Origin of the sequence: Nonomuraea sp. NPDC048881, assembly GCF_040649795.1 — a bacterium.
In the GTDB taxonomy this organism is placed as follows: domain Bacteria; phylum Actinomycetota; class Actinomycetes; order Streptosporangiales; family Streptosporangiaceae; genus Nonomuraea.
This window is the reverse complement of the sequence record NZ_JBEZGC010000028.1, coordinates 35,620-47,392: the sequence shown is the minus strand read 5'-3', so window position 1 is coordinate 47,392 and position 11,773 is coordinate 35,620. Positions and strand designations below refer to the sequence as shown.

The window sequence follows — 11,773 nt, the reverse complement described above, 5'->3', positions numbered from 1 at the left end:
GTGCCGCCATGCCCGACCCCGGCTGGGACGAGTCCCTGCTGCCCCGGGAGCGCGAGGTGCTCGCCCTGATGGCCGAGGGCTGGTCCAACACCGGCATCGCCGACCAGCTGTACGTGTCGCTGAGCGCGGTGGAGAAGCACGTCACCGCGGTGTTCGCCAAACTCGGCCTGCCCGCGTCGGCGGCCGGCAACCGCCGGGTGCTGGCGGTGCTGCACTACCTCGCGGCGACCGGCCGGCCCGGGAGCCGGCCCGGGGAACGGCCGGGCGAGGGGTGGGGGAAACCGCACAGTCGGTGAACGGGGCTTGCCGCACGCCGTCCGACGGGCTTGAATCCTGGCCATGCGGTCAAAAATCGATCAGGACGGCCAGAAGAAGGCCTCGTTCATCGAGGAGGCCCGGCGGCGGCAGATCGTGGAGGGCGCCATCTCCACCATCGCCAGCGCCGGGCTGCCCCAGGCGTCGCTGGCCCGGATCGCCCAGGACATCGGCGTCAGCAGGGGCGTGATCTCCTACCACTTCGCCGGCCGGGACGAACTGATCCAGCAGGTCGTCAACGCCCTGTTCACCGAGAGCAACCGGTTCATCAAGGCTCGGGTGGACCGGGCGCCGGACGCCCCGCACCGGCTGCGCGCCTTCATCGAGGCGAGCTTCGAGTTCATGGCGGCCAACCGCGCCAACTTCGTCGCGCTGGTGGACATCTGGGGCAGCTTCGGATCACCCGAGGCCAAGCGCCGGTTCAACGCCGACATGTACGACCCGTGCCGCCACCACCTGGAGGGCATCCTGCGGCGCGGCCAGGACAGCGGCGACTTCCGCGACTTCTCGCCGCGCACGCTGGCCGCCACCATCCAGGGCGCGATCGACGGCGTCATGCTCCAGTGGGTCTTCGACGAGGAGGCCGTCGACCTGGCCGACTGCGCCGCCGAGCTGACGACGATGTTCGACATGGCCACCCGGCGGCGGGCGTGACGGCCACGCCGCCGTCCGGCGGGGAAGCGGCCGGGCCGATCGCGGGCGGCCTCGGCGGGGGAGCGGCCGAGCGGATCGCCGGGGGCCTCGGCGGGTTGCTCCGGGACCGGGCCGCCGCGCACGGCGACCGGGTGCTGTTCCGCTTCGGCGGCGCCGAGACCACCGTCGCGCAGGTGGAGCGGCGGACCGACCGGCTGGCGGGCGTGCTGGCCGGGCACGGCGTCCGCCGCGGCGACCGGGTGGCGGTGATGCTCGCCAACGGCGTCGGCTTCCCGGTCGCCTGGCTGGCGATCGCCAAGCTGGGCGCGGTGATCGTCCCGCTGAACCCCGGGTATCGCAGCGCCGACCTGGCCCACGTCGTCAAGGACTCCGCGCCGGTGCTGGCCCTGGCCGGCTCGGCCGCCGCGGCCGGGGCGCTGCTGGCGCTGGGCCTGGGCGAGGTCGGGCTGCTCGACGCCGCCGACGCCGGGCCCGCGCCCGAACCCGTCCCCGCGGGCGCCTTCGACGCGGGGGCCGAGAGCGCCGCCGCGTCCGGCGCCCCCGACCTGCCCGACGTCGGCTGGGACGACCTGCTCAACCTCCAGTACACCTCGGGCACCACCGGGTTCCCCAAGGGCTGCATGCTCACCCACCGCTACTGGCTGCACCTGGCCGAGCTGGCGGCCGACGTCGCCGCCGTCACCTTGGACGACGTGGACCTCACCGCCCAGCCGTTCTACTACATGGACCCGCAGTGGAACACGGTGCTGTGCCTGCTGACCGGCATCCCGCTGGTGATCCTGCCGCGCTTCTCCGCCTCCGGCTTCTGGCCGTCGGTGCGCGAGCACGGCGCCACCTTCTTCTACGTCCTCGGCACGATGCCGCTGCTGCTGCTCAAGCAGCCGCCCGACCCCGAACGGGACCGGGCCCACCGCGTCCGGCTCGTCCTGTGCTCGGGCATCGCGCCCGCCCTGCACGCCGCGATCGAGGAGCGCTGGGGCGCGCCCTGGCGGGAGGCGTACGGCAGCACCGAGGCCGGGGTCGTGCTGGCCGTCCGGCCGGAGGACACCGCGTGCGTCGGCACCGGCGCCATGGGCTGGCCCGTCCCCGGCAAGGAGGTCAAGATCGTCTTAGCGGACGGATCCGACGCCGCGGACGACGAGGTCGGCGAGATCATGGTCCGCGGCCGGCCGATGCTGACCGGCTACTGGAACCGGGACGAGCCGCTGCTGCGCGACGGCTGGTACCCCATGGGCGACCTCGGCCGCCGGGACGCCCGCGGCCACTACCACCTGGTCGGACGGCTCAAGGAGATGATCCGGCGCGGCAGCGAGAACATCGCCGCCGCCGAGGTGGAGGCGGTGCTGACCGGCCATCCGGCCGTGCGCGCCGCCGCCGTGATCCCGGTGCCCGACGAGCTGTTCGGCGAGGAGGTCAAGGCGTTCGTCCAGGTCGCCGAGCCCGTCGAGCCGCACGAGCTGGTCGACTACGTCCGGGCGCGGCTGGCCGACTTCAAGACGCCGCGGTTCGTGGAGTTCGTCGAGGCGTTCCCGATGACGCCGTCCGAACGCATCGCCAAGCACCTGCTGCCGCCCGGACGGGACGGCGCCCACGACGCCCGGGAGGCAAACCGATGAGCACCGATCTGCGGGTGCGCCGCGCCGGCTCGGCCCTGGTGGTCGCCTTCGACCGGCCCGAGGTGCTGAACGCCTTCCGGCAGCGCACCTACGGCGAGCTGGTCGCCGTCCTGGACGAGGCCGCCCGCGACGACGCGGTGGGCGCGCTGGTGCTCACCGGCACCGGCCGCGCCTTCTCGGCCGGGACCGACCTGAAGGAGGCCGGCGCGCAGCTCGCCGCCGGGTCCGACGCCGACCTGGTCGAACGGACCGCCGCGCTCCAGGACCTCACCCGCCGCTTCACCACCCACCCCAAGGTGATCATCTCGGCGGTCAACGGGATCGCGGTCGGCGTCGGCGTGGAGCTGGCCATCGCCAGCGACCTGCGGCTGGCCGGCCACGCCGCCTCGTTCGCCTTCAAGGAGGTGCACCGCGGCCTGTTCCCGAGCAACGGCGTGCTGTACTCGCTGCCCCGCCTGGTCGGCCACGGCCGCGCGGTGGACCTGCTGCTGACGGGCGAGACCGTCGGCGCCGCCGAGGCGTACCGCGCCGGCCTGGTCAGCAGGCTGGTCCCCGACGCCGACCTGCTCGACACGGCGCTGGAGCTGGCCGAACGCGTCGCCGCCGCGGCGCCCACCCCGGTACGCCTGATCAAGCAGGCCATGCGGCAGGTCTGGGAGCTGGACCTGGAAGAGGTGCTCGACTTGGAGACCGAAGGGCTGCTGGCCTGCCTGCGCGGCCAGGACGTGCGCGAAGGCGTCCGCTCCTTCGTCGAACGGCGCCCCGCCGTCTACCGCGGCCACTGACCGCTACCACTGACCGCTACCACTGACCGCTACCACTGACCGCGGCCACCGACCGCGCCGCCCGTACCGCCCCCGCGATCAACCTGACCCCGGCCCGGCCATGGGCCGGGGTCCGACCTCCCCTATCCGAGAACAGCAGGGAGCCGAACGCCATGACCGGGCACGACAGCGGGGGATCGCTCCACCGCGGACTCAAACGACGCCACATGACCATGATCGGGCTCGGCGGCGTCATCAGCGCCGGCCTGTTCGTCAGCAGCGGCAAGGTGATCGCCGACACCGGCCCGGCGGCGCTGGTCGCCTACGCCCTGGGCGGCCTGATCGTCGTCCTGGTGATGCGGATGCTCGGCGAGATGGCCGCCGCCCGGCCCTCGGCGGGCTCGTTCGCCGACTACGCCCGTGCCGCCCTCGGGCCGCGCGCCGGGTTCCTGGTGGGCTGGTGCTACTGGCTGTTCGCGATCGTCGCGGTCGCGTTCGAGGGCGTGGCGGGGGCCAAGCTGCTGCACTCCCTGTCCGGCGCCGTCCCCGTGCTGCCGACGGCCGTCGCGCTGCTGGCGGCGCTCACCGCGGCCAACCTGGTCTCGGTACGGCTGTTCGGCGAGACCGAGTTCTGGCTGGCCTCGGTCAAGGTCGTGGTGATCGTGGCGTTCCTCGCCGCCGGGGCGCTGTACGTCCTGGGGCTGTGGCCGTCCGGCGGCGGCGCCGGTCTCAGCGCGCTGACCGGGCACGGCGGGTTCGCGCCCAAGGGCTGGGGAGCGGTCCTCACCGCGCTCGTCACCGTGCTGTTCTCCTACTTCGGGGCGGAGATCGTCACCATCGCGGCCGCCGAGTCGGCCGAACCCGCCAAGGAGGTCGCGCGGGCCACCCTGCGGGTGGTCTGGCGGGTGCTGATCTTCTACGTTGGCTCGGTGCTGGTCATCCTGGCGGTCGTGCCGTGGAACCGCGTCCCGGCGGGCGGCGCGGAAAGCCCGTTCGCGGCCGCCATCGCCGAGCTCGGCGTCCCCGGCGCGGCGACCCTGATGACCTGGGTGATCCTGGTCGCGGTCGTGTCGGTGATGAACGCCGCGCTGTACGCCGCCTCGCGCGTCCTGTGCGCGATGGCCGCCCGCGGCGACGCCCCCGCCGCGGCGGCGCGGGTGCGGGCGTCCGGGGTGCCCGCGCCCGCGTTGCTCGGCGGCGGCGCGCTCGCGCTGGCCGTGATGGCCGGCGCGTTCGCGGTCGGCGACGACGCCTTCGACCTGCTGATCAACACCGCCGGGCTGCTGGTGCTGCTGCTCTACGTCTTCGTGGCGCTCAGCCAGCTCCGGCTGCGCCGGCGTATGGAGGCCGAGTCGCCCGAGCTGCTGCGGCTGCGCATGTGGGGTTTTCCCTGGCTGAGCCGGGTGGTGGTGGCGCTGCTGGTGCTGGCGTTCGCCGCCGTGGCCTCGTCCGCCGAGGCGCTTCCCGTGGTCGGGGCGGTCGCCGTGGCCGTCGGCGGCACACTGCTCGCCTACGAGATCAGATCCCGCCGCAAACAGCCCGCCGACGCGGTCGCCTGAACGGTGGCCTGAACGGTGGCCTGAACGGTGGCCTGAACGGTGGCCTGAACGGTGGCCGATCGGCGGCCCTCAGCGCCGTCAGCGCCGTCAGCGCCGTCAGCGCCAATGAAGGTCGCCGAGCAGTGCCGCCTCCGCGCCTCCGTCGGCGAAGATGATCTGGCCGGTGACGAAGCGGTTGTCGGCGCCGGTGAGCCAGCACAGGAGCTCGGCGATCCACTCCGGCCGCCCGGGGAAGCCGCCGAACGGTTGCGGCGCCGCCGCCTCCACCGCGGCCCGCGCCTCTTCGCTCGCGAAGATCCAGGCGGCTGCCGGCGTGTCCACGACGCCAGACGCGACGGCGTTGAGCGCGATGCCGGCGCCCGCCCACTCCGGTGTGGGGGCGGCTCTGCGCACCCAGCGGTTCAACGCGCGCTTGGCGATCCCGTAGGCGCCGGCCGGGCCGCCCGCGGACGGGTCCGCCTCGACGAGGGCGACGGCGGCGGCTTCGTCGCCGTCCAGGCACGCCTGCATGACGCGCTCGTCGGCGGGGGCCAGCGACGAGGTCGACGACACGACCACGGCACGAGGGGCCCGGCTCCGCGCCAGCACCGGACGTAGACCTTCGAGCGTCGCGACCGCGCCGAAATAGTTCGTCGCGAGCAGCCCGGTCCTGCCGCCCCCGGCGACGGCGAGCACCGCGTCGACGGTCCCGGCCGCGCTCACCTGCTCGACCAGCGACCGCCGGCCCTCGGGCGTGGAGAGGTCGGCCTGGACGTCGGCGTCGTCGAGGTCGCAGCCGATGACCGTGGCGCCGCGGGCGCGGAGCAGGGCGGCGGTCGCGGCGCCGATGCCCGACGCCGAACCGGTGACGACGTACGTCCGCCCGGCGATCCCTTCAGCTGACATCGTGTTCCCCTTCCGGATCTGCCCAGGACTTCTCGCTCGTACTGCGGTCGAAGAGTTCGACCAGTTCGTCCGCGCAGAGGCCGGGGTCGAGCCCGGCGGCGAGGAGCGGGACGACGCTGTCGATCGACGCCCGCAGCGCCGCCGCCATGACCCGCGGGTCGAAGGTGCGGAAGACGCCGGCGCGCTGCCCGTCCGTGAACAGGCCGGCCAGCCGGTCCAGCGACTCGGTGTGGTGCCGTTCCCAGACGCCTTGACCGCTGTTGAGCAGGATCTGCTGGAGCGCCCGCACCTGAGAGGAGTGGGCGGCGATGAACGCCACGTTCGCCCGGATGGCGGTGGCGAGCAGTTCGCGGGCGCCGGTCGCGGCCTCCACGGCGGGACGCACGTGGGCCTCGGCGTCGCCGGCGATCTGGTCGGCGACGGCCGCGAACAGCTCGTCCTTGCTGGAGAAGTGGTAGGTGATCAGCCGGCTGCTGCTGAGCCCGGCCTCCTTGCAGATGGCGTCGAAGGTGGTGGCCTGGTAGCCGCGCTCGCCGAGCAGGGTGATCGCGGCCTGGATGATCTGCTTCCTGCGGGCCGCGGTCGCCGCCTGATGGGGGCCGGGCGGACGGCCTTGATGGCCGTCGCTGTTATCCATATAGATAACGTTATCTAATCAGATAACAAATGGCCAAGCCATATAGAACTTGCGAATTTTCGCAATTCGTTTAACACTTATCTCGTCACGACAGGCATGAAGGCAGGGGACAGTGTGAGCGAGGCGTTCGCTGCGGCGATCCGGCGCCGGGTGGATGAGGCGGCCGGCGCGCTGCGCGCGGCCGAACAGGACGGCGACGCCGACGCCGCGCTGGCCGCCGCCGGCGGGCTGGACGAGGTGCTGCGGATGGCCCGCGCGCACGGCGTGAACACCGACGAGTCCCCCGGCGCGGACCCCGGGGGAGAGGAGGCGCGCTGATGTCCGTCCCCCTGTACGAGGCCAAGGCCGAGCTGTTCCGGCTGCTCGGGCATCCGGTGCGGATCCGCGTGCTGGAGCTGCTCCAGGACGGCCCGATGCCGGTGCGCGACCTGCTGGCCGAGATCGAGGTGGAGCCGACCGGCCTGTCCCAGCATCTGGCCGTGCTGCGCCGCTCGGAGCTGGTCACCGCCCGCCGCGACGGATCGACCGTCGTGTACGCGCTGTCCGGCGGCGACGTGGCGGAGCTGCTGCGCGCCGCCCGCCACCTGCTGCAGGCAAAGCTCTCCGGCCGGCACGCCTTGCTGAACGAGCTGCTCGAATCGGAGGCCGGCGAACGGTGACCTCAGTGCTCCGGGCGGGCTGGGCCCGTCTGCGCCCCGTCCTGCCCGGCCGGGCCGATCTGGCCGCGTTCGGCCGTCATCCGCGCCGAGACCTGCTGGCCGGGCTGACGGTGGCCATCGTGGCGCTGCCGCTGGCGCTCGGCTTCGGCATCTCCAGCGGACTGGGCGCGCAGGCGGGGCTGGCCACCGCGGTGGTGGCCGGCGCGCTGGCCGCCGTCTTCGGCGGCTCGGCCCTGCAGGTCTCCGGGCCGACCGGGGCGATGACGGTGGTGCTCGTCCCGATCATGCACGCGCACGGCGCCACCGGCGTGCTGACGGTGGGGCTGCTGGCCGGGCTGCTGCTGCTCGGCCTGGCCCTGGCCCGGGCGGGCCGGTTCATGATGCTGGTGCCCGCGCCGGTGGTGGAGGGGTTCACCCTGGGCATCGCCTGCGTGATCGGCATGCAGCAGGTGCCCGCCGCGCTCGGCGTGCCCACGCCCGCGGGTGACAAGGTGCTGGCCGTGGCCTGGCAGGCGGTACGCGACTTCGCCGCCCGTCCGAACTGGGCCGCCCTCGCCATGGCGGCGGCGGTCGCGGCGCTGATCCTGGTCGGCGGACGCCGGCGGCCCGCTGTGCCGTTCTCGCTGCTCGCCGTCGTCGCCGCCACGCTCGTCGCGGAGCTGGCGGGGTTGCCGGTGACGCGCATCGGCGCCCTGCCCGCGGGGCTGCCCGCCCCGTCCCTGGAGTTCCTGGACGTCACCGCGCTGAGCTCCCTCGTCGCCCCCGCGTTCGCCGTGGCCGCGCTGGCCGCGCTGGAATCGTTGTTGTCGGCCGCCGTCGCCGACGGCATGAGCGTCAACCATCGGCACGACCCCGACCGCGAGCTGTTCGGCCAGGGCATCGCCAACCTGGTCGCCCCGCTGTTCGGCGGCGTCCCGGCCACCGGCGCGATCGCCCGCACCGCCGTCAACGTGCGCGCGGGCGCGTCCTCCCGGCTGGCCGCGCTCGCGCACGCCGCGATCCTCGGCGTCATCGTGTTCACCGCCGCCGGGCTGGTCGCCCGCATCCCGCTGGCGGCCCTGGCCGGGGTGCTGCTGGCCACCGCGGCGCGGATGGTCGAGGTCGGCTCGGTGACGTCGATGCTGCGCTCCACCCGGGCCGACGCCGTCGTCCTGGTCTCGACCGCGGTTGCGACCCTCGTCCTCGACCTGGTCACCGCCGTCATCCTCGGCCTGATCGTGGCCGGGGCGCTCGCGCTGCGCGCCATCGCCGGGAACGTGCGCCTGGACACCGTGCCCCTGCAGGCCGACCTGCCCGGCGACCACGACGCCGAGGAGCACGAGCTGCTGGCCGAGCACATCGTCGCCTACCGGCTGGACGGGCCGCTGTTCTTCGCCGCGGCGCACCGCTTCCTGCTGGAGCTGTCGGAGGTCGCCGACGTCTCGGTGGTGATCCTGCGCATGTCCCGCATCACCACGATCGACGCCAGCGGCGCCCTGGTGCTCGGCGACGCCGTCACCCGCCTGGAACGACGCGGCATCACCGTGTACGTCTCCGGCATCCGGGACGGCCACCACCGGCCGCTGCGCGCCCTGGGCGCGATCGCCCGCCTGGACGAGGCCGGCCAGGTGTTCGCCTCGACCCCGGAGGCCATCGCGGCGGCCCGCCGCCATCTCCACCGCACCGGAGTCCTCCCCGCCCCCATCGGCTGACCGCCGACGAAGGCGGGGCGGGCAGGTGGTGCCGCGATCAGTAGCAGTACCAGGAGAAGGCGTTGCGCTCGTCGTGGAAGGCGGCGTGGGACAGGCCCGCGCCGTGCTGCCAGCGGCACGCGTCGTGCATGTTGATGCCGTGCATGGTGCCGTCCACGCCGACGCAGCGCCAGCTCCAGACCGACTTCGGATTCTGGGCCACCGAGTTGAGGTGGCCCAGGCTCTGGCAGTACGCGTGCAGCCGGTCCAGGCCCGGCTGGCCGGTCGCGGGGGCGCCCGCGGGGGTCGCCTGGGCGGGCGGCGCGGTGGTGGCGAGGGCGGCCAGGCCGAGCCCGGCGGCGAGTGCGGTGGCGGCGAGGGCCGCGGTGACCTTCCCGGTCCGGGGGCGCGGCGCGCTGGATGCGTTCACGGGTCTCTCCTTCGCTGCGGACGGCCCGGTCGGCCGCCTCGCACCCCAGGCAAGCGGCCGGACCGGGGTGTCCAACAGCAGCTCGGACGGACCCGGACGGACTCGGCTGGCACCGTCCCTCCAGTACCGCCTCAATCGGAGGTCTGGTCAAGCAGGCTCTGGGCCAGGCGGCGGACGGCCGTGCGCAACTCCGGCGGCGACTGGATCGTGAACGGGAAGCCGAGCCCGGCGAGCATGGCGGCCATGCCGTCCAGGGACTCGGCGCGCATCCGCAGCAGCACTCCGTCCGGGGTCTCGGTGAGCGTGGCCACCGACGGCGGGACGCGACGGGCCGCCTCCGCGAGGGACACGCGCAGGACGACCTCGACGAGGTGCGCGTACGGCACCCGGGCCAGCGACGCGGTGACCTGCCGCACCGGGTCGGACTCCGCGGGGATCTCGTAGGAGGCCGTCCCCGGGACGACCGAGGAGATCCGGTCGAGGCGGAAGGTGCGCAGCTCGCCGGACAGATGGTCGAGGCCGGTCACGTACCAGCGGCCGGAGTGGAAGACCAGGCCGTGGCCGTCCAGTTCGCGTTCGGTGGTCGAGCCCTTCCAGGAGCGGTAGCCCAGCGTGACCCGGCGGCGGTCGCGGATCGCGGCGGCCAGGGTCAGCACGGCCCGGCTCGCGGGCGTCCGCGCCGCGCGGGCGGCGAGGGTGAAGTCGAGGGTCTCCTCCAGCGCGCCGGCCTGCTGCCGCAGCGTGGCCGGCAGCACCCGCCGGATCTTGGCCAGGGCGGCCTCCGTGGCCTCGGCGGCCAGGCCCAGGCGGCGTCCGGCGAGCAGGCCGAGGACGACGGCGGTGGCCTCGTCGTCGGTGAGCATCAGCGGCGGCAGCTTGTAGCCGGGCATCAGCCGGTAGCCGCCGTACCGGCCGCGTTCGGCGGCGACGGGGATGCCCAGGTCGGCGAGCCGGGCGGCGTAACGGCGGACGGTCCGTTCGTCCACGCCGAGCCGCTGGGCGAGGTCGCGGCCGCCCAGCACGTGGTGGGCCTGGAGCAGTTCGAGCATCGCCAGCATCCGGGTCGCCGGATATGACACAGGTCACCCTCTTTATCCGGGCGGGTTCTGTCCGCTTTCGGTTTTAGCGTAGCGACATCGGCTCACTTGGAAGGACGACGAGATGGCGAACTACGTGCTGGTACCCGGATTCTGGCTCGGCGCCTGGGCCTGGGACGAGGTGGCGCACGAACTGCGCGCCGCCGGGCACCAGGTGCGGGCGGTCACCCTGACGGGGGTGGCGGAGCGGGCCGGCGAGCTGTCGCCGGAGGTCGGCGTGGAGACGCATGTCGCCGACATCCTGGCGGCGATGGACGGATGGGACGACGTCGTCCTGGTCGGGCACAGCGGGGCGAACGTCCCGGTGACCGCGGTCGCCGACCGGCATCCCGAGCGGCTCAGCCGGGTCGTCTACGTGGACGCCGGGCCGCTGCCGTCCGGGGCGGCGGTGATCGACTTCAACGACGAGGACACCCAGAAGGCCTGGCGCGCCCAGGTCGGGGACGGCCACGCGCTCGACGTGCCCGCCTACGAGCAGGGAAAAGGCAAGTTCGCGGGCCTGACCGAGGAGCGCTGGGAGCAGATCCGCGCGAAGGCGACGCCCCAGCCGTGGGGCGCGGTGGTGCAGCCGGCGCAGCGGCCGGAGCGCATCCCGGCGACGCCGAAGACCATGGTCGCCTCGACCATGCCGATGGCGGTGATCCGCGAGCTGATCGACTCGGGGAACCCGGCGTTCGCCGCGCTCGGCACGCCTGAGTGGACGTTCGCCGAGCTGCCGACCGGCCACTGGCCGATGTTCTCGCGGCCGGCCGAGCTCGCCGCGCTGCTCTGACGTCCGCGGCCCGCCGGGGAAGGCCGGCTCAGCGCGGCTGCCCGCGGACGGGGGCCTGCTCGGGCGGGCGCGGCGTGCCGTCCAGGTAGGCGAGCACGGCGCGGACGCGGCGGTGGCCTGAGTCGTCCGGGGCCAGGCCGAGTTTGGCGAAGACGTTGCCGATGTGCTTGTGGACGGCGTTGTCGGAGATGCGCATGCGCTCGGCGATGGTGGCGTTGTCGTGCCCCTGTGCCATGAGGGCCAGGGACTCCCGCTCGCGGGCGGTGAGGGCGGCGAGGGGGTCGTCGGCACGGCGGGCGAAGAGCTGGGCGACCACTTCCGGGTCCATCGCGGTGCCGCCGGCCGCGACCCGCCGCAGGGCGTCGACGAACTCGGCCACCCGGCCGATGCGGTCCTTGAGCAGGTAGCCGATGCCGCCGCGGCCGTCGGCGAGCAGTTCGCCGGCGTACTCGCGCTCGACGTACTGCGAGAGCACCAGGATCGGCAGCGCGCCGTGCTCGCGGCGGGCCCGCAGCGCGGCGTGGATGCCCTCGTCGCGGAACGACGGCGGCAGCCGCACGTCGACGATGGCGATGTCGGGGCGGTGCTCGGCGACGGCGAGCAGGAACGCCTCGCCGTCGCCGACGACCGCGACGACCTCGCAGCCCCTGGCCGCCAGCAGCAGCTTCAGCCCGCCGGCCAGCAGGACGTTGTCCTCGGCGATCACGACCCGCAA

13 protein-coding genes and 1 pseudogene are annotated in these 11,773 nt (G+C 74.1%); 9 read left to right on the top strand and 5 right to left on the bottom strand.

The features are described from left to right. Positions 1 to 41 precede the first annotated feature (41 nt). The 5 genes and pseudogenes from AB0C33_RS47480 to AB0C33_RS47460 all read left to right on the top strand — a co-directional run. Positions 42 to 296, top strand: a pseudogene (locus AB0C33_RS47480) (helix-turn-helix transcriptional regulator); the annotation flags it as partial. Positions 297 to 339: 43 nt separating this feature from the next. Beyond that, entirely contained in the window at positions 340 to 969 is a 630-nt protein-coding gene (locus AB0C33_RS47475) for a TetR/AcrR family transcriptional regulator (RefSeq protein ID WP_358301221.1), read from the top strand. Continuing rightward, on the top strand, positions 966 to 2,585 hold the full coding sequence (locus AB0C33_RS47470; protein ID WP_358301219.1) for an AMP-binding protein: 1,620 nt from the start codon (positions 966 to 968) through the stop codon (positions 2,583 to 2,585). The genes AB0C33_RS47475 and AB0C33_RS47470 overlap by 4 nt, the downstream gene beginning before the upstream one ends. After that, positions 2,582 to 3,370, top strand: a complete 789-nt coding sequence (locus AB0C33_RS47465; RefSeq protein ID WP_358301216.1) for an enoyl-CoA hydratase-related protein — start codon at positions 2,582 to 2,584, stop codon at positions 3,368 to 3,370. Before AB0C33_RS47470 ends, AB0C33_RS47465 begins: the two co-directional genes overlap by 4 nt. A 152-nt stretch (positions 3,371 to 3,522) precedes the next feature. Further along, positions 3,523 to 4,908, top strand: coding sequence for an amino acid permease (locus AB0C33_RS47460; RefSeq protein ID WP_358301213.1), 1,386 nt, complete (start codon positions 3,523 to 3,525; stop codon positions 4,906 to 4,908). A 96-nt stretch (positions 4,909 to 5,004) separates the two neighbouring features. On the opposite strand, the gene AB0C33_RS47455 is transcribed toward AB0C33_RS47460, so the two are convergent. Both AB0C33_RS47455 and AB0C33_RS47450 read right to left on the bottom strand, forming a co-directional pair. Continuing rightward, positions 5,005 to 5,793, bottom strand: a complete 789-nt coding sequence (locus AB0C33_RS47455) for an SDR family oxidoreductase (protein ID WP_358301210.1) — start codon at positions 5,791 to 5,793, stop codon at positions 5,005 to 5,007. Continuing rightward, positions 5,783 to 6,430 carry a TetR/AcrR family transcriptional regulator gene (locus tag AB0C33_RS47450; protein ID WP_358301207.1) on the bottom strand — a complete coding sequence of 216 codons (648 nt, stop codon included), beginning with the start codon at positions 6,428 to 6,430 and terminating at the stop codon, positions 5,783 to 5,785. The genes AB0C33_RS47455 and AB0C33_RS47450 overlap by 11 nt, the downstream gene beginning before the upstream one ends. A gap of 114 nt (positions 6,431 to 6,544) precedes the next feature. Between AB0C33_RS47450 and AB0C33_RS47445 the strand changes: the two genes are divergently transcribed. Genes AB0C33_RS47445 through AB0C33_RS47435 form a run of 3 tightly spaced genes read left to right on the top strand, consistent with a single transcriptional unit; the run spans position 6,545 to position 8,780 of the window. Continuing rightward, on the top strand, positions 6,545 to 6,748 hold the full coding sequence (locus tag AB0C33_RS47445) for a hypothetical protein (RefSeq protein WP_358301204.1): 204 nt from the start codon (positions 6,545 to 6,547) through the stop codon (positions 6,746 to 6,748). Next, positions 6,748 to 7,089, top strand: a complete 342-nt coding sequence (locus AB0C33_RS47440) for a metalloregulator ArsR/SmtB family transcription factor (protein WP_352327141.1) — start codon at positions 6,748 to 6,750, stop codon at positions 7,087 to 7,089. The genes AB0C33_RS47445 and AB0C33_RS47440 overlap by 1 nt, the downstream gene beginning before the upstream one ends. Next, on the top strand, positions 7,086 to 8,780 hold the full coding sequence (locus tag AB0C33_RS47435) for a SulP family inorganic anion transporter (protein ID WP_358301202.1): 1,695 nt from the start codon (positions 7,086 to 7,088) through the stop codon (positions 8,778 to 8,780). The genes AB0C33_RS47440 and AB0C33_RS47435 overlap by 4 nt, the downstream gene beginning before the upstream one ends. Positions 8,781 to 8,817: 37 nt before the next feature. Here AB0C33_RS47435 and AB0C33_RS47430 read toward each other — a convergent pair whose 3' ends face one another. Further along, positions 8,818 to 9,189: a hypothetical protein gene (locus AB0C33_RS47430; protein WP_358301199.1), complete on the bottom strand. Its 372-nt coding sequence runs from the start codon at positions 9,187 to 9,189 to the stop codon at positions 8,818 to 8,820. Positions 9,190 to 9,320: 131 nt separating this feature from the next. Beyond that, complete coding sequence (locus tag AB0C33_RS47425; protein ID WP_358301196.1) at positions 9,321 to 10,268, bottom strand: YafY family protein; 948 nt, start codon at positions 10,266 to 10,268, stop codon at positions 9,321 to 9,323. A gap of 82 nt (positions 10,269 to 10,350) precedes the next feature. Here AB0C33_RS47425 and AB0C33_RS47420 point away from each other — a divergent pair, with 82 nt between their 5' ends. Then, positions 10,351 to 11,058, top strand: coding sequence for an alpha/beta fold hydrolase (locus AB0C33_RS47420; protein ID WP_358301193.1), 708 nt, complete (start codon positions 10,351 to 10,353; stop codon positions 11,056 to 11,058). Positions 11,059 to 11,086: 28 nt separating this feature from the next. Here the strand turns inward: AB0C33_RS47420 and AB0C33_RS47415 are convergent, their stop codons facing one another. Continuing rightward, on the bottom strand, positions 11,087 to 11,773 hold the full coding sequence (locus tag AB0C33_RS47415; protein ID WP_358301190.1) for a response regulator transcription factor: 687 nt from the start codon (positions 11,771 to 11,773) through the stop codon (positions 11,087 to 11,089).